This is a genomic window from Microcoleus sp. K4-B3, from assembly GCF_036704615.1.
Taxonomy (GTDB): Bacteria; Cyanobacteriota; Cyanobacteriia; order Cyanobacteriales; family Microcoleaceae; genus Microcoleus.
In genome coordinates, this window is sequence record NZ_JAUBSF010000027.1 from 1 (window position 1) to 17,679 (window position 17,679).

9 protein-coding genes are annotated in these 17,679 nt (G+C 44.7%); 8 read left to right on the forward strand and 1 reads right to left on the reverse strand.

What is annotated here, in order from left to right; genetic code table 11:
* Positions 1-892: 892 nt before the first annotated feature.
* The 5 genes from QUA78_RS14130 to QUA78_RS14150 all read left to right on the forward strand — a co-directional run bounded on the left by QUA78_RS14130 (position 893) and on the right by QUA78_RS14150 (position 7,444).
* Positions 893-3,832 carry an ATP-binding protein gene (locus QUA78_RS14130; protein ID WP_333304010.1) on the forward strand — a complete coding sequence of 980 codons (2,940 nt, stop codon included), beginning with the start codon at positions 893-895 and terminating at the stop codon, positions 3,830-3,832.
* Positions 3,833-3,837: 5 nt separating this feature from the next.
* Positions 3,838-4,200, forward strand: coding sequence for a response regulator (locus QUA78_RS14135; protein WP_333398877.1), 363 nt, complete (start codon positions 3,838-3,840; stop codon positions 4,198-4,200).
* A gap of 150 nt (positions 4,201-4,350) precedes the next feature.
* Positions 4,351-5,688: a response regulator gene (locus tag QUA78_RS14140; protein WP_333304012.1), complete on the forward strand. Its 1,338-nt coding sequence runs from the start codon at positions 4,351-4,353 to the stop codon at positions 5,686-5,688.
* Positions 5,689-5,875: 187 nt separating this feature from the next.
* Positions 5,876-7,237 carry an ATP-binding protein gene (locus QUA78_RS14145; RefSeq protein ID WP_333304021.1) on the forward strand — a complete coding sequence of 454 codons (1,362 nt, stop codon included), beginning with the start codon at positions 5,876-5,878 and terminating at the stop codon, positions 7,235-7,237.
* A 75-nt stretch (positions 7,238-7,312) separates the two neighbouring features.
* Positions 7,313-7,444, forward strand: coding sequence for a hypothetical protein (locus tag QUA78_RS14150; RefSeq protein ID WP_333304013.1), 132 nt, complete (start codon positions 7,313-7,315; stop codon positions 7,442-7,444).
* A 645-nt stretch (positions 7,445-8,089) separates the two neighbouring features.
* On the opposite strand, the gene QUA78_RS14155 is transcribed toward QUA78_RS14150, so the two are convergent.
* Positions 8,090-9,457 carry a TldD/PmbA family protein gene (locus QUA78_RS14155; RefSeq protein ID WP_333304014.1) on the reverse strand — a complete coding sequence of 456 codons (1,368 nt, stop codon included), beginning with the start codon at positions 9,455-9,457 and terminating at the stop codon, positions 8,090-8,092.
* 448 nt (positions 9,458-9,905) lie between these two features.
* Between QUA78_RS14155 and QUA78_RS14160 the strand changes: the two genes are divergently transcribed.
* The 3 genes from QUA78_RS14160 (at position 9,906) to QUA78_RS14170 (ending at position 17,539) form a co-directional block, all read left to right on the forward strand.
* Positions 9,906-14,183 carry a PAS domain S-box protein gene (locus QUA78_RS14160; RefSeq protein ID WP_333304016.1) on the forward strand — a complete coding sequence of 1,426 codons (4,278 nt, stop codon included), beginning with the start codon at positions 9,906-9,908 and terminating at the stop codon, positions 14,181-14,183.
* Positions 14,184-14,428: 245 nt separating this feature from the next.
* Positions 14,429-15,268, forward strand: a complete 840-nt coding sequence (locus tag QUA78_RS14165; protein WP_333304017.1) for a DUF1361 domain-containing protein — start codon at positions 14,429-14,431, stop codon at positions 15,266-15,268.
* A gap of 300 nt (positions 15,269-15,568) precedes the next feature.
* Complete coding sequence (locus tag QUA78_RS14170) at positions 15,569-17,539, forward strand: ABC transporter ATP-binding protein/permease (protein WP_333304018.1); 1,971 nt, start codon at positions 15,569-15,571, stop codon at positions 17,537-17,539.
* Positions 17,540-17,679: the final 140 nt, after the last annotated feature.

A 17,679-nucleotide genomic window follows, 5' to 3' on the forward strand; every position in this document is an offset into this window, starting at 1 on the left:
TAATCACTAATGCCAAATCGTATATATTGCCCTTTTTGTCAAGTACAATTTATACCAAATTAGATGAGCTTACCCTGAAGAAACAAGGAAGAGGGAACAGTCCTGGATGCACAAACTCTATCTGTAGGGTGCGCATCGGCGCACAGAAACTCTACCAATAGCGGATTGAACCATTTTTTGCGTAAGTTATAAAGTCAGAACGAAGAGGGAAGAAGGAAGAACAGGACTTACGCTGCATTCGTTCTATTTTTACACTATCTGTAGTAGTAAAGTGCGCCGAAGCGCACCCTACTAATAACTACAGGACTTACGCAACTGGTTAAGGTGAGGGCGTGCTGGCGCCCTCACCTTAACCAGTCCGGGGCACTGACAAGTTGACAGTCGCGACTAACGACCAAACTCAAGCCCGCACGAAGGACGTACAAAAACTGTGTGCTATTCATTGGAAAATTGAGCAATTTCCTAGGGAAATTAAGCAACTAACCGGGAGATAATATTGCCAGTGCCGTCAAGCTAGAATTCCAATAAATCATATTGATTACCATGAACTTGTGTGGGGTTTGGGTTCAAAACTTGAGCAGATAAAACTCGTCAAAGAATATATCAAATTAAACACGGGCTGCTATCAAATTATTTAATTGAGCAACTAAAAATTCCCGATGTTCAGATGTTTATTGTCTAATTTTTTGCTGCTGGTACACGGATCTGTGGCAGTTGCGCAAGTCCTGGTAATATTAAAGATGGATTGAGATAGATTTTCATGGTTTACTGGGAAAGGCAGCATTGCGATAAGTTAAGACTAGCAAAAATGCTTAACGGAAAAAAGTTAAAATCTATAAAGCTGAACATCAGGGTCGCGAGAGCAAAATCCCCAAAATAATAGGTAAAACTGATGGCGACAGACATCCGACACCAGCCGGAAAACGGCTACCACTCAGAACCAACTCAGCCTTCCCTAAGAGAAAATCTGAATAGGCGATCGCTCATGCGTTTGCCCAGAAGCCTGAGTGCCGTCGAAACATCGGGCTTTGGCCTCACAGGTCACGCCAATTGGTTTACCATCGCCACAGCGATCCAAGCAGCGATCGGGCCTAGCGCCATCTTCGTCTGGTTGCCCGGTATCCTCATGGGCATGATGCTCAATCTACAGGTAAAACGCATCGGCGAGTATTTCCCAGACATGGCTGGGGGAACGCCCAACTATACCGCCCGAATGCTGAAAAATTATCCGGGTCTGGGAAGCTATGCAGCGATCGGCTACTTTTTAAGCTGGGTATCAACACTGCCAATTTCTGCGATCGTACTGACGCAGCTTATCAAAGTCAACGTCAATAGTTTAGGTTTTAGCTGTCCTGAAACTTTACTAAATATTACCTTCACGCTCCTACCCTTCATTTTGACATTCAGCGGCACTCGCGCCTTAAGTATTCTGCACGCCTTTTTCGTGTTACCGACAGTCGGCGTACTATCCGTTTTTTCCATTCAGGGTCTATTCTGGTTAGCTTTTTCGTCAAACAGTCCCGGCTTTTTCCCCACTATTTGGCCGGAATTCACCTTTATTGACTGGGCTAAATGGTTTTACTTTGCTACCTACATTTTCTACTGCTGTGACTCCGCCGCCAGTTTCGTAGCGGATAGCCGCAACCCTACTAAAACGTTGCAGTTTCTCAAAATTTCCGCACTGGGGATGCTGCCTGTTATTTTGGGAGGCGCTTGGGTACTGATGCGCTTGGCTACCGCTCCTGGTCTGAAAGATGACGTATTCTTGAATTTATTAGCTGCCTGTCAGGTATTATGGGGGCCCTGGGTTCCCACCCTCGTCACCTTTTTGGTCGTCGCAAGCTGTCTTCTGAGTTGCGCGACAATTGTTTCCAACTGCCCCCGGATGCTGTACCAACTTGCCGTAGATGGGCTTATTTCGCCAACATTCGCAGTTGTATCCCGACGGGGTGTATTTGGATTTGGCCTTGTCTTTGTTTTGGTTCTCAGTTTAATCTGTCTAGCTTGGGGAAATGTGCCTCGGCTTGTGGCGATTACTAATGTTGGCTTGGTTTTCTGCCTGATGATGTTCCATCTCTCACTATGGCTGCGGCGGGATCAGCCAGAAGTTCGGTGGCCTGGCTGGTCGCTGGGCTTTTTCGTAGTAGATGCGGTGGTTCTGGTGGTGGGAGGCTTGGCTTGGGGCTGGCAAGACTTTATCATTGGGTTGTTTTTTCCCCTTGGCGTTTTAGCAGTGGAGGCAGGGATAAGTCGCATTGCCTTTGCCCCCTTCCATCCGTCGTGGTGGATTCGGCTTTACCGCAACACAAGCAAGAGCAAAATGCCAGATTTTGTGGCGTTTCAGGTTGTAATTTTGATCTTGCTGATTGTCAGCGCCGTCGCTGTCGGCTGGATTTTTGGCTTCAAATTATATGCTAACTCTACTGTTGGCTTGAATTTATTCGTAGTGCTACTGGTGACAGTTGCTTTTATTGGGGTGGCAGTTGCCTGTTGGACGAGCTTACCCCAAGTCGTCTCAATGGACGAGGCACGAGAGGGAGCAGAACAGCTATTTACTATTGCCCTTGATGCTATTGTAGTGCTGGATGAAAATGGTGTCATTCGTCAGACTAATCCCGCTGCTGAAAGCGTCTTCGGAATAGAGGCTCGTGGGCTAATGGGGTCTCACCTCAACAAATTACTACCCGGATTAGGGGTTCAGCCAGAGCAGTGGCTCAGTCGCAGCGAACAAACTTTCAATTTGTCCGATGGAGACTCGCGCATCCTCGAAGTTGCCATCTCAAACCGATTCTCTCAAGAAGCTTCCCTTTCCAATCAGGATCTGCAACAATATGTGGCGATCGTGCGCGATATCACCGATCGCAAGCAAGCCCAGGAAGCACTGCAAACAGCTAATGAAGAACTAGAAATCAAAGTCGAGGAGCGTACATCTGAACTCACCCATACTGTCGAGCAATTGCAGAATGAAATTGAAGAGCGCCAGCGGATAGAAGCAAATCTCAGAGCGATGCAAAATCAGATTGTTGTCCAAGAAAAACTAGCTTCTCTGGGCAGTTTAACAGCAGGGATTGCCCACGAAATCAGAAACCCCTTAAACTTTGTCAACAATTTCTCAGAACTTTCTGCTGAATTAACAGAAGAACTGTTTGAAAAAATTGAAAATCAAGCAGAACGTTTAGATCCTGAAACCAGTGAGGATATTGCCGAGCTATTAACCGACCTCACAGCTAATCTTAAAAAAATCAATCAACACGGTCAAAGAGCCGACAAAATCGTTGGCAATATGCTTTTGCATTCGAGGGGACAAAGCGGTCAGTGGGAAGCTACAGATATAAATAGTTTATTGGCCGAATATATCAATCTAGCCTATCACGGGATGCGAGCCAAGGAAGCTGCTTTTAACATTACCATAGAAACCGACTATGACAATGAAATTGGCGAAGTAGAGGTCGTGCCACAAGACATCGGCAGGGTTTTTCTTAACATTATTAGCAATGCTTGCTATGCAGCCTATAAAAAGAAACAAGAAATGGGAGAAGTATTTTCACCGCTGCTTGACGTTAGAACTCGAAATATTGGTTCGGCGATTGAAATCCGCATTCGCGATAATGGCTCAGGTATAAAACCAGAGGTACTCGATAAAATTTTCAATCCCTTTTTTACTACAAAGCCACCAGCGGAAGGTACTGGTCTAGGTCTTTCTATCAGTCAGGATGTTATAGTCCAGCAACATCGAGGAGAACTAAAAGTCGAAACAGAAGTAGAAAATTACACAGAGTTTATAATCACCTTGCCCAAAAAAGTAGCCGAAATTAAGGATTTAAAAAAATGAAAGTAATGGTTGTAGACGACGAGGAAGATATCCAGTCACTGTTCAATCAGAAATTTAGGAAAGAAATCAAAGCAGGGCAAATTAAATTTCAATTTTGCCTATCAGCAGAGGCAGCTTTGAACTACTTAGAAAACCAGGACGAAGCATCTATTGTCTTGATTTTATCGGATATTAATATGCCCGGAATGAATGGGCTAGAACTGCTCAGGATTCTCAAAGAAAAGTTTCCTGCTCTAAAAGTTTTTATGATTACCGCTTATGGAGATGAGACAAATTACCAAACCGCAATAGCTTATGGAGCTGATGACTATATTACTAAGCCTGTTAATTTTGATAGACTAAAAAATAAAATAATTAATTTGGAGTAAACTCACAAAGAAACATATTTAGTAATGGGTAATTGCTAACTGCTAATTGAAAGCAGTCCCTCACTCGAGTTAAAATTGCTAGATTGCATTTTCCTTCTGCCCTTCAAAAGCGCTAGATTTTTATGTTTTTTTTAGCCCATAAAAATTAATATGTCAGCAAAAATACTGTTTGTGGATGATGAACCCGATTTAGAATCTCTAATTTCCCAGAAATTTAGAAAAAAGATCCGGGCGGAAGAATGGCAGCTTTTCTTTGCCCACAATGGCGTACAAGCGTTGGAAAAATTGAAAGAACACCCGGATCTAGATATAGTAGTGACCGACCTTAATATGCCTGAAATGGATGGTCTGACTTTACTCTCTAGACTTAATCAGATAGATATCCCCCTCAAAACGGTAGTTATATCAGCTTATGGCGACATGAAAAATATAAGAAATGCAATGAACTTTGGTGCCTTTGACTTTCTAACTAAGCCAATAGATTTTCAGGATTTAGAAATTACCATCAACAAAACGCTGCGCGATGTGCAACAGCTAAAAGAAAACCAGTATTTGCGGCAGTCAGAAGCTCGCGCTAGAGAACAAGCTCAGGATTTACAACAAACTCTGCAAGAGCTAAAAAAGACCCAAGCTCAACTCATTCAGACTGCAAAAATGTCTTCTTTGGGTCAACTGGTTGCGGGGATTGCTCATGAAATCAACAACCCCGCCAACTTTATCTCTGGCAATATCAGCCACCTCAGTGATTATATCCAAAAACTACTGCGCCTGTTACATCTCTATCAGCAGCAGTATACTCCTCCATGTTTTGAGATTCAAACTGAAATTGAAGCCATAGATTTAGAATTTATGATAGTAGATTTATCCCAAATTCTGGCTTCGATGAAATGTGGTGTTGACCGCATTCACAAGATTGTTTTGTCTTTGCGTAACTTCTCAAGGCTGGATGAAGCTAACATAAAGGCTGTTGACATTCACGAAGGAATCAAAAGCAGCCTGCTGATTTTGGATAATCGACTTCAAAAAACGACAACACGTCCAGAGATTGATGTGATCGAGGAGTACAGCAATCTGCCTTTAGTGGAATGCTATGCTGGAGAACTCAACCAGGTGTTTATTAACATTCTTTCTAATGCGATTGATGCTTTGAATGAGTACAATAAACAACGGTCACTCAATGACATCTCCGCTCTCCAGAGCGCCATTACTATTCGCACTGTTCTGCTAGAGGAAAAATCCAGTGTTGTCATTCAAATTCGGGACAATGGGCTGGGAATGACCGCAGACGTGAAAAACCGTATTTATGAACCTTTTTTTACTACTAAGCCGATAGGTCAGGGTACTGGTTTGGGTCTCTATATCAGCTACCAAATTGTACTGGAGAAGCATGGCGGAGCATTGAAGTGTGTTTCAGAGGTGGGGGAGGGAGCGGAGTTCTGGATTGAAATTCCAATCAGACAAACTAAGGCTGAACTCGACCTTATCTAATCAATCGACCTCTACCAAACTCAGAGTATATTCCAGCAGTTTAGTGGGCCATTGCAGAAATCCGCCTTTTCATCACTACTCAAATAATTTATAATAGAATTTAAAGTATATAAATATTACTCATCTGATAAGTTAATCAATCCAAGGAGTTCAAAAAATGTCACCTACAACCGAAAGCGATCTCAAGATGCCAGCTAAAATATTATTTGTGGATGACGAGCCAGATTTAGAATCTTTAATTTCGCAGAAATTTAGGAAAAAAATCCGCACAGGAGAATACCAAGTTTTTTTTGCACATAATGGGGTAGAAGCGCTTTCAAAGTTGCGAGAACAGCCGGATATAGATATTGTACTGACAGACATTAATATGCCAGTCATGGATGGTATGGCTTTGCTCGCGAAACTTAACGAGCTAGTTACTCTGGTCAAAATAGTAGTTATATCTGCCTATGGCGACTTGGGAAATATTAGAAAGGCGATGAACGGCGGGGCCTTTGATTTTTTGACTAAGCCTATAGATTTTCAGGATTTAGAAATTACAATTAACAAAACATTGTCCCACGTGCAACAGTTAAAGGAAAACGAGCGATCCCGCCAAGAAAGAGAGGAGAAATTGCGGCAATCGGAAGTGCGAGAGCGAGAAAAAGCTATCCAACTAGAAGTCGCAATGCAAAAGTTACAGCGCACCCAATCTCAGCTTATTCAGACTGAGAAAATGTCTAGCTTAGGACAGTTAGTTGCTGGTGTTGCCCACGAAATTAATAATCCTGTTAATTTTATTTATGGCAATTTAACTTATGTCAATGAGTATAGTCAGAAGCTATTAAATTTAATCACTCTTTACGAGCAGCACGAAGCCCATAATCACCCTGAAATCGAAGCTTTAATTAATAACATAGAGCTAGAATTTATCAGAGAAGATCTGCCTAAAATGCTGTCTTCGATGACAGTAGGGGCAGAACGTATCCGTCAGATTGTGCTGACGTTGCGGAACTTCTCGCGCCATGACGAAGCTGAGATGAAACCCGTTAATATTCACGAGGGCATCGACAGCAGTATAGTCATTTTGCAGAGTCGGCTCAAGCCTAAGCCGGATTGTCCACCTATTCAAATTATTCAAGAATACGGAGATTTGCCAAAAATAGAATGTTATGCCTGTCAGTTAAATCAGGTATTTATGAATTTGCTGAGCAATGCCATTGATGGCTTGAATTACTATGACAAAAAACGCAGCTTGGAGCAAATAAAAAAAGATCCTAGTACGATTACAATTCGTACTTCTATGCTGAATGACGATTGGGTAAGAATCAGTGTTAAAGACAATGGGCTGGGGATAACAAGTGACGTAAGAACGCATCTGTTTAGTCCTTTCTTCACAACTAAACCTGTGGGTCAAGGCACTGGTTTGGGATTATCTATTAGCTATCAGATTGTGGTGGATAAGCACGGCGGAGATTTGAGATGTTTATCGCAGCCCGATCGGGGTGCAGAATTTGTGATTGAGATTCCCATTAGGCAACGCGCTCAGGTAAAGAGGGAGGCAACTTAATGAGAATTCAACAAAAAATGAGGGTAAAGCCTGGTAGAATCTAGATCGCGATCGCACTTCCCCAATTTCTCTGTAATGTCTGAAGCCTCCCAAACACCGAACGACTTAGCCGAAGCTCTCAACGGCCTCACCGACCTCAACTTTCAACTGCCATATCCCGAAGACTCCGACCTTCCAGAGTTTGATTTTCAGGGGTTGCTGAACTAAGGTATGAATTAAAGATTTCGGAAGGGCTATAAGCCAAGTAGGGTGAGTTTTGTAACTTTCGAGAAAAGTTGCTTCATACCGTGAATCAGCAACGCCTAATTTCAGTTTCTTGAATTTGGGAAAAGTTTTAACTTTCCTCATTTTTCCTTAACCATAAACATGAGATTAAATCAGCGATACATTACTCCACAACAACTGAGGAGTTAATTTTGAGCGTCTGAGATAGCGATTAATTCGGTTATGGCTGACTGTTTCTACATGGTTGCCACTCGGAGAGTTAGCCTCTAGTTGAGAGAACTGCTTAATCAATATTGAGAGTAGTTAAGTTTAGTGCATTTAAGCAGGTTTAATAATTAAAAAATTCTGATTATAACTGTTGTCAATTGACTGTAAGAGCTGTGAGCGTGTTGTTTTTTTATCAGCGAGTCAGAATGCGAATTGATGGGCGGAAATTTACGCCTTTGGTAGCGGTAGCCTCCGGCATCGCACTCAGCGCGAGTGAAAGTCAATAGCCGATTTTAAGTCGTTTGTCAGCTTGTCAGTATCCCAAACCGCTTAAGGTGATGGGTGAGGGCGTGAGCACGCCCTCACCTTAACGAGTTTCGTAAGTCCTGAACTAATAACTAATGACTAATGACTAATGAATTACCTTCCTCCGACGACGACATTTTTAATCCGCAAATGGGGGCCGCCGACGCTTACGGGTAAACCGCTCTGGCCGCCTTTACCGCAACCGCCGTAGGCATAAACCGAGTCGTTTCCTATAGACTCAATATCCTTTAACGTCTGAAATACATTGCCGCTTAAAGTGACATCGCTAACCGGTTCAGCCAATTTGCCGTCGCGAATCATGAACCCTTGAGCCGCCGCAAAGGTAAACATTTCGCCGTTGGTTTGTCCTCCCAACATCCGCACTGCATACACTCCTTCGTCAATGTCGGCAACCATTTCGTCAAAAGAATGTTCCCCAGACTCGATCGCAGTATTAGTCATCCGCACCAAAGGCATAAAAGTAGCGCTCAGAGCCCGGGCATTTCCTGTCGGACTTTCGCCCATTTTGCCCGCCGTCTCGCGATTGTGCATCCGAGCCGTTAAAACTCCATTTTTAATTAAATGCTTGCACTGAGCCGGCACGCCTTCGTCGTCGTATTTCAAAGTTCCCGGCAATCCCGGCACAGTTGCGTCGTCAATTACATTCAATTGTTCGATCGCCACAGGCTTGCCCAAAGTCAGCAATTCCTGCATTTTCGGGTTTTCGTAAATGCCGTCTGCTTCCGACAAATGCCCGAAAGCTTCGTGAATAAACACCCCCGACAAATAAGGGTCTAAAATCACCGGATACTGACCGCCTTTCACCGATTTTGCCTCTAGTTGGCCCACAGCTCGAACGGCCGCACTCTTAACACGATCTTCAATATTTGTCAACACATCGTAATCCGATCGCGAGTGAATCGACTCAAACCCTTGGCGGACGACACCGCCCTCGCCGCGGGCGATCGCCCCGAAACGCCCCGTCACGTCCAAGCGCTCTTGAGCGATGCAAGTGCCTTGAGAATTCACAAAATAAGTAATCCCGAATCTGTCGCTGTAACCGGCCATTGTCGTCTGAATTCGCGGGTCGTAATCTAACAGCAACTGGTTGTAAGATTCGAGCAATTTCCGCTTTTCGGCTAAAGTAATAGAGCGGGGATCGCGGCCCAATTCCACCGCTACATAATCTTGAATCGGGGTAACCTCTGCGAGTAGAGTTTTTTCGCTGCCAACCAAACGAGACTGAACGACAGCTTCTTCAATGCGGTTTTTTAACTCAGCTAAACCGTTAAAAGTTACAAAACTCCAGCCGCCTTTGTGACAGGCGCGGATGCCGCCGGCGAGACTAAAACTGCGGTTGACAGCATCTAACTGAGGGCCGCGAAAACTAATCGCAGTTGACTCACTTTGTTCGAGCCGAACTTCTAGATAATCTACGCGATCGCGGTAAGGTGCGATCGCTTCCATCAACTGTTCTTGCATCAAATTGCCCCTATGAATGATCCGCCGTAGCGCTGAAAAAAATGATTGCTAACCCTATTTTAGCTAATAATTCCCGTCTTTCGGGTGCGCGCCCCCGCACCACAGCGGTGGGGGAGCGCGCACCCTACCCGATAAATGGCGAGTCAGTCGATTTTAGATTTTAGATTTTAGATTTTAGATCGATCCCGTCCTGAGCTTGCGAAGGAATGAATCCGGGGGCTTATGACCACATTACTTTCGGTCAGTCGATTTGAGATTTAAAACTTTGTCCGTAGAATTGAGGATTAGAGGTTTACACATCGCCGGCGTTCGGCGGGCGTCCTAGAACACAAAAAACTCGCGCCGGCTCGCCAAAAGCCCGGTATCCCGGAAATCTTGCATCTGTCTATAGAATGGAACTAAACTAAATCTATCTAAAGACGTAAAGATCTACCTTAACCGCCGGCAGATGCAATACTTTAAAATTAAAAAATTTCAAATTTCACCCTATTTAGCAGCAATTTCGGCATCAATAGCAATTTTGGTCGGAGTTGGCATTTTAGATCGATCGGAACAACAGCGGTTTTGTCAGTACAACCGCGCTAGCACCCTCGATCGGCTCAGCACAGTCCGTTCTAAGCTCGAAAGCTCTTTGAATTCCCGGCTGTTTTTGATGCGGGGTTTGGGGGCTTACCTTTCCAATAACCCAAATATCACCGAACCCGAGTTTGCAGCGACGGCGAGAATTCTGATGGCACAGCAACCGGGCATTCGCGCCATAACTTTAGTTAAAGGCACCACGGTCGCTTACATTTATCCGCAGGACGGAAATGAAGCGGCGATCGGGGTTGACTTGACGGCGCTACCCGAACAGCGGGAAATGGTCGAAGAGGTCATCAACAGCAGAAAAACTTTGCTTGCCGGGCCCGTGAAATTATTGGAGGGGGACGAGACGTTGATCAGCCGATCGCCGATTTTTCTCACACCCTCCGGCGCCGAGCCCGAAACAGGAGTTTACTGGGGCTTGACAGGCCTGTTCGTGGACAAAAATTCCCTGATTGAGGAAGCGGGACTCAACGACTCCTCAGCGAAGCTGCAATACGCTCTGCGGGGCAAAGACGGGAGGGGAGCATCCGGCGCAGTATTTTTCGGTGACGAGTCAATTTTTCAGGACAATCCCGTGGTGCTGGAAGTGACTTTGCCCAACGGTTCCTGGCAGTTGGCAGCAATTCCGGCAGGAGGATGGCCTGCGAATTCGCCGCATCGGGGGTGGCTGCTCTTTGGAGGCGACTTGCTGGCACTTTTGAGCGGGGTGGGGGTTTTTAGCTGGGTGTACAGCCGTGCGAAACTGCGTTCAAGCGAAGCTAAGTACCGGCAACTCGTTGAGAATGCTAACAGCATTATTGTGCAGTTAGACAGTGAAGGCAAGATTACTTTTTTTAACGAGTTTGGTGAAGCTTTTTTCGGGTATTCAGAAGCAGAAATCATCGGCAAAAGTGCGATCGGCACAATTATACCGAAAACAGATTTCTCCGAGAGTGACCTCGCGGCAATGATTCGAGATTTTTTGGCACAGCCGGAAAAATACTTCCAACACGAAAAGGAAAACATCCGCAGCAATGGAGAAAGGGTGTGGATAGCGTGGACAAATAAACCTTTACTAGATGCGAAGGGAAATTTGGCAGGACTGCTTTGTATCGGGACGGATATTAGCGATCGCAAACAAGCTGAAATCGCCCTGCAAGCTTCTGAAGCGGAACTTAGAGCTTTGTTCGCTGCCATGAACGACGTAATTTTGGTGATTGATATTGAGGGACGCTACCTGAAAATTGCCCCGACAAATCCTGGACTTTTATATAAATCGCCGGCAGAACTTGTCGGCAAAACTCTACACGAAATCATGCTGCCCGATCGCGCCGACTTTTTCCTCAGCGAAATTCTAATTGCCGCCGACACACAGCAGATGCGTTCAATAGAATACAACCTGCCAATTGACAACAAAGACATTTGCTTTGCCACTACCATTTCGCCAATGAAAGAAAACACGGTTCTGTGGGTAGCCCGCGACATTACGGAGCGCAAGCAAGCTGAAAATTGGTTAACCGGTCAAAAACAAATTTTAGAAATGATTGCTAAGGGCGCTCCTCTGGGCGATACTTTAAATACTTTAGTTGAAATAATCGAACAGCAATCTAGAGATGTCATAGGTTCGATATTGCTTCTAGCTCCAGATGGCGAACATTTACTGCACGGAGCCGCGCCCAGTTTGCCCGACAGTTACAATGCTGCTATTCACGGCACAGCCATCGGCCCGGATGTCGGTTCCTGCGGCACTGCTGCCTTTAGCCGCCAACAGGTGATCGTTACAGATATTGCCACCGATCCTTTGTGGGAAAATTATCGAGATTTAGCCTTGAGTTTTGGACTGAAAGCTTGCTTTTCTACTCCTATTTTCTCATCTCAAGGTCAAGTTCTGGGAATTTTTGGAATGTATTATGCCCAACCGCGCAGCCCCCATTTTTTTGAGCTGCAATTGATAGAAGCGGTCATAAATTTAGCAGGTATTGCGATCGAACGCAAACAGGCAGAAGAAAGTCTCAAACAACTCAATCAAGAGCTAGAAAATAGAGTGAAACAGAGAACTGCTCAATTGATGCAAACTGAAGAACGCTGGCAGTTAGCACTCAAAGGCAACAATGACGGAATTTGGGACTGGAACTTGCAAACAGGGGAAGTGTTCTTGTCCGAGCGATTTAAGGAAATCACTGGATACGAACACAGCCAAACTCTCGATTACTTGGACGAATGGAACAAGGGTACGCATCCCGACGATTTAGCCTTAGTAATGCAAGCTCTCCAAGACCATTTAAACAAGAAAACGCCGCATTACATCATCGAATACCGCTGGTGGTGCTATAACAGCGCCTACAAATGGATACTCAGTCGGGGACAAGCTTTGTGGGACGCATCTGGAAAAGCAGTCCGCATGGTTGGTTCAATTACTGACATTACGGAGCCCAAACAAGCAGAGGAAGCACTGCGGGAAAGTGAGGCAAGATTCCAAAAGCTGTCTGCTAATTTGCCGGGAATAATTTATCAATATTTGTTGCGTGCAGATGGATATTTCAGTTTTCCTTACATAAGTGCTGCTTGCCGAGAACTTTTTGAGTTAGAACCAGAAGATGTTCTGAAAAATGCGGCTTTGGTAATAAATTTGATTCATCCCGAAGACCGCCAAAATCATGACGCATCTGTTGCTATTTCAGCCCAAAATCTGCAACCTTGGCAGTGGGAAGGACGGATGGTGCTGCCAAACGGTAAGATTCGCTGGTTTCAGATAAATTCGCGTCCTGAAGCTAAAGAAAACGGGGATATTCTTTGGGACGGCATCGCCGTTGATGTTACCGAGCGCAAGCAAGCTGAGTTAGCTTTGCAAGAAAGCCAGCAGTTCATTCAAAAAGTAGCATCGGCTACTCCCGGTATTTTGTATCTCTACGACTTGGAAGAACAGCGAAATACCTACACTAATAATTCACTGCTCGAGCTTTTGGGCTATATGTTTGACGACCTTACAGCTATGGATTCGCCACTGATGCCTCAGTTAATACACTCCGAAGATTTGTTGACGATCGTGAAACATCACGCGAGCTTTGTAGAAGTTGAAGATGGCGAAATTAGGGAAATTGAGTACCGGATGCGGGCAGCAGACGGTCATTTTTTGTGGCTGCAAAGTCGGGATACTATTTTTAGCAGGAATGCTGACGGTCAGGCTAAGGTAATAATTGGAGTTTCCCAGGATATTACGACTCGCAAGCAAGCAGAGGAAGCACTGCGACAAAGCGAGGGACGAGAAAGAGAAAAAGCTCGAGATTTAGAGTCAGCGCTGCTGGAATTGCAATCTACTCAAACTCAGCTCATTCAAACTGAAAAAATGTCTTCTTTGGGGCAATTAGTTGCAGGCATCGCTCACGAAGTTAATAATCCCGTTAACTTCATTCACGCTAACATTGATTATCTCAAACAGTATACAAAACAGTTGCTCGATCTGGTGACTCTTTACGAACATGAGTATCCCGAACCTAATTCAAAAATTGTCGCTCGCATTCAAGAGATAGATTGGGATTTCATGGCTGAGGATTTAACAAAAATTGTGGGTTCGATGCAGTTAGGAACCGACCGCATCCGTCAAATTGTGTTGTCGCTCAGGAATTTCTCGCGGCTGGACGAATCCGCAATGAAGCCGGTCGATATTCACGCGGGAATTGACAGCACTTTGTTAATTTTGCAGCACCGCTTGAAGAGTCGGGACAGCCGCCCGGAAATTGAAATAATTAAGGAGTTTGGGAAACTACCGCCGGTAGAGTGCTATGCAAGCCAACTCAATCAGGTGTTTATGAATATTATTGCTAATGGAATTGATGCTATTGAAGAACGATATCAAAAGTTATCGGTTCCACGATCGCAGATCGAGAAGGGCCGGATTGTTATTTTCACTGGTGTAACGGCCCAGAAGACTGCGATTGTGGAAATTTCGGACAACGGTACGGGCATTCCCGAGGGGGTAGTCGATCGCATTTTTAACCCGTTTTTTACTACAAAAGCTGTGGGGAAAGGTACGGGGTTGGGAATGTCTATCGCGCACTCGATTGTGGTGGAAAAGCACAAGGGGAAGATTGAGTGTATTTCGTCCACAGGATGCGGAACGACTTTTAGGATTCAGATTCCGATCGACAAAGTGTATAAGTAGTAGCGTGCGTCAGTCGATTTTAGATTTTAGATTTTAGATTTTAGATTGACTCGACAGTGGTAGGGTGCGTCAGTCGATTTTAGATTTTAGATTTTAGATTTTAGATTGACTCGACAGTGGTAGGGTGCGTCAGCAGATCCTGATTTTCAGGCGCACAGCCAGGAGCCATAAGCTGACGCACCCTACAAGTTAACGACTAAGATAGATTGAAGCTGCATCAAACCTTTAATTGTATAAAACTTGACATGATGGGATTAATCCTGGAAGCGCTGGAAGCAATGGGACACAATGTCCGCTGGATGTCTTGGAATTTGTTTTTGGCTTTAGTACCGCTGGGCCTGAGTTTTTTGCTGTTCCGCAAACCCCGATCGCGCTGGCTGCTGTGGGGTACGGCCTTTCTCCTGGGCGCTACTTTTTTGCCCAGCACGCGCCACGTTTTGGCCTATCTGAAGCACATTGTGCAAGATGTCGGCAAAACTTACGTTTTGGGGGCGATCGCGATTACGCTGGCATTGATGGCTGTAGATATCTGGGTACTGCGGCAGCGCGGAGTTCGCTCTCTCCGCTGGTGGGGCGGTTTTTTGGCGTCGATCGCCTTTTTGCCCAATGCGCCCTACGTTTTAACTGATATCATTCACCTGATCGAGCAGATTAAAGAGGGGTACTCGGTGTGGACTGTTGCTCTAGCTTTGATCCCGCAGTATCTGGTGTTTATGCTGCTCGGGTTTGGGGCTTACGTGCTGTCGGTGATGAATTTGGGTTACTATTTGAAGCAACAGGGTTGGAGTAGATTTATCCTGGCAACGGAGATAACTATACACGCACTTTCGGCGATCGGGATTTATTTAGGGCGATTTATACGCTTCAACAGTTGGGACATTCTGACTAACCCCGATGCGCTGGTTAACACCGTAATGAACAATTTGATTGGCAAGCGTCCGGTTTTAGTAATGGCTGTAACTTTTGTAGTAATTGCTGTTTTGTATTGGGTAATGAAACAAGTAATTTTAGGGATGAGCCAGCGGTTTTACAGCAGCCAATCGCAGTCGGAGTTAGCCGGCGACAGCGCGACTTCTTCCAGCTAGATAGATTTGAGATTTGAGATTTGCTCCACAACTAACGTCCCAACTTTTTTTATCTCCTGGCCTAATTTCTCTGCAAATATAGCAACGGGCCTGACGATGAAAACGTTCTTAATTGTTAAAACTTTTGATTTTATTGTCTTGGGCATAAGTGCTTTCAGACCCGACTACCGAAAGACTCAGGCTAGATCAGTCTTTCGGTAATGCCATTTTTTTAGCTTAACTCTTGAATAAATTACTGCGGCAATGGGTAATAAAACTTGATATGTTAGAAGAGTCGAAGTAGTTTTGTAAAAAGCAAAGATGAATCGATTTGACCGTCAGTTGTGGCAGAGATTTATTGCGATCGCCCAGCCTTACTTTTATCCTTTAGAGCCTGGAGGCGGCAGAATTTTTTTAGGATTAGTGGCGCTGTTGTTGCTATTTCTGTTCGCTGCGATGTTTGTGGCTGTCAGTGTTGTCAGTTTGGGTGCTCAAGCCTTTTTTCCAGAGGCTTTTAACGGGGTTGCGGCTGGCTTAGCTACTTTGATCAAAGGAATTATCTACTCACCGACAATTGCGATCGTTGGTTTAATGCTAATTCTCCCGCTGGCTGCTTTTGTCTTTTTCAGAAGCAAGTTGATACCGCGCTGGAAGCAGTGGATAATGTTAGCTCTGCTGCTATTTTTGTCGCTGTCTGTTAGCGGAATTAACGTAGTCATTAGCTATATTAGTAATTTTTTCACGACAGCGCTGGCTGAAAAAGATCAGATTACTTTTTGGCGGTTTATGTGGGTTTATGCTGGAGTTTTTATTATCGGTACCCCGATAGTTGTTATTTACGGGTATACCCAAGATAAACTGGGATTGTACTGGCGAGAGTGGATGACTGATAGTTTCCTGGGTAGTTATTTTCAAAACCGCGCTTATTACGAAATCAATTCTCAGAAGGAAATCGACAATCCCGACCAGCGGATTGCTGAAGATATCAATTCTTTCACTAGCACAAGTTTAGAGTTTTTGCTGCTGATATTGGGGGCAGTTATCGATATTATTTCTTTTACAGGCATTCTGTGGTCTATTTCCAAAGGTCTTTCGATCGGACTAATTATTTATGCTGTCTTTGGCACGACAGTCATGGTAATTTTTGGCAAAAGGTTGATATTTTTGAACTTCAATCAGCTCTCCAAAGAGGCTGACTTTCGCTATGGATTGGTTCACATTCGGGACAATGCAGAATCAATTGCTTTTTACCGGGGAGAAGCACAGGAATCTGCTCAGGTAAAACACAGATTTTTAGAAGCAGTTCGGAACTTTAATTTCCTAATTGGTTGGCAGCGGAATCTGGGATATTTTAGAGTTGGCTATAGATATGCAACTTATATTATTCCCTCTTTATTCCTGGCTTCTATCTACTTTGCAGGTGAGATAAGATACGGCGATATTACTCAAGCTGAATTTGCTTTTCGTCAGGTTTCAGAAGCATTTTCTTTGGTTGTATATAGGATTGAAAGCTTGAGTTTATTTGCAGCGGGAATTAATCGTTTAGCCACGTTTAATGAGTCTCTAAGAGATGAAAAAAGTGCTGTACAACTAGACTTCAGAACAATCGATACAGTTATAAGTTCGCAATTGACACTGGAACACGTTACTTTAGATACTCCGAAGCATCAAAAGACTTTAATTAGCGATTTGTCGGTAGCCGTATCGCCCGGTGAAGGACTGTTAATTGTCGGTCAAAGCGGTGCTGGGAAGAGTTCTTTGCTGCGGGCAATTGCGGGTTTGTGGGAATCGGGAACCGGCCGTTTGGCGCGGCCGGAACTCGGAGAAATGCTTTTTTTGCCGCAGCGTCCTTATATGATTTTGGGTAGTTTGCGATCGCAACTTCTCTATCCCAACAGCAGCAGCGAGGTTGATGAGGAAAAATTGCGCCGCGTTTTGGCATCAGTAAACTTAGCAGATTTGCCGGACAGATTGGGCGGTTTTGATGCGGATTTAGATTGGGCGGAGATTTTGTCCCTGGGAGAACAACAACGTTTAGGTTTTGCTAGATTGTTATTGACGGAACCGAGATACACTATTTTGGATGAGGCGACAAGTGCTTTGGATTTGAAGAACGAGCAACAGTTATACGAGCAGTTGCAAGCCACTAAAACTACGTTTGTGAGTGTCGGCCACCGATTGAGTTTAGTGAAATATCACCAGCAGGTTTTGGAACTTTTGGGCGATGGCGATGGGGGTTGGCGGCTGGTTTCGACGGAAGAATACCGCGCTAGTGCGAAGGTTTTTGACTGATAAAGCGCTGCTTTCATGAATTGTGAATTTACCCGGTTGTGGGTTCGCGGTGGGTGGTGGCGCGGTTGGAGATTTATCGTTTGGTTCTACAGATTAATCGCCGCGCCTCCACCCACCCGACAATAGGTTCTACCGGTAGG

What these genes read in the sequence shown, in the direction of transcription:
- QUA78_RS14130 (WP_333304010.1), top strand. Translation starts at nt 893, where the DNA reads ATGGCGACAGACATCCGACACCAGCCGGAAAACGGCTACCACTCAGAA.
- QUA78_RS14135 (WP_333398877.1), top strand. Translation starts at nt 3,838, where the DNA reads ATGGTTGTAGACGACGAGGAAGATATCCAGTCACTGTTCAATCAGAAA.
- QUA78_RS14140 (WP_333304012.1), top strand. Translation starts at nt 4,351, where the DNA reads ATGTCAGCAAAAATACTGTTTGTGGATGATGAACCCGATTTAGAATCT.
- QUA78_RS14145 (WP_333304021.1), top strand. Translation starts at nt 5,876, where the DNA reads ATGCCAGCTAAAATATTATTTGTGGATGACGAGCCAGATTTAGAATCT.
- QUA78_RS14150 (WP_333304013.1), top strand. Translation starts at nt 7,313, where the DNA reads ATGTCTGAAGCCTCCCAAACACCGAACGACTTAGCCGAAGCTCTCAAC.
- QUA78_RS14155 (WP_333304014.1), bottom strand. Translation starts at nt 9,457, where the DNA reads ATGCAAGAACAGTTGATGGAAGCGATCGCACCTTACCGCGATCGCGTA.
- QUA78_RS14160 (WP_333304016.1), top strand. Translation starts at nt 9,906, where the DNA reads ATGCAATACTTTAAAATTAAAAAATTTCAAATTTCACCCTATTTAGCA.
- QUA78_RS14165 (WP_333304017.1), top strand. Translation starts at nt 14,429, where the DNA reads ATGATGGGATTAATCCTGGAAGCGCTGGAAGCAATGGGACACAATGTC.
- QUA78_RS14170 (WP_333304018.1), top strand. Translation starts at nt 15,569, where the DNA reads ATGAATCGATTTGACCGTCAGTTGTGGCAGAGATTTATTGCGATCGCC.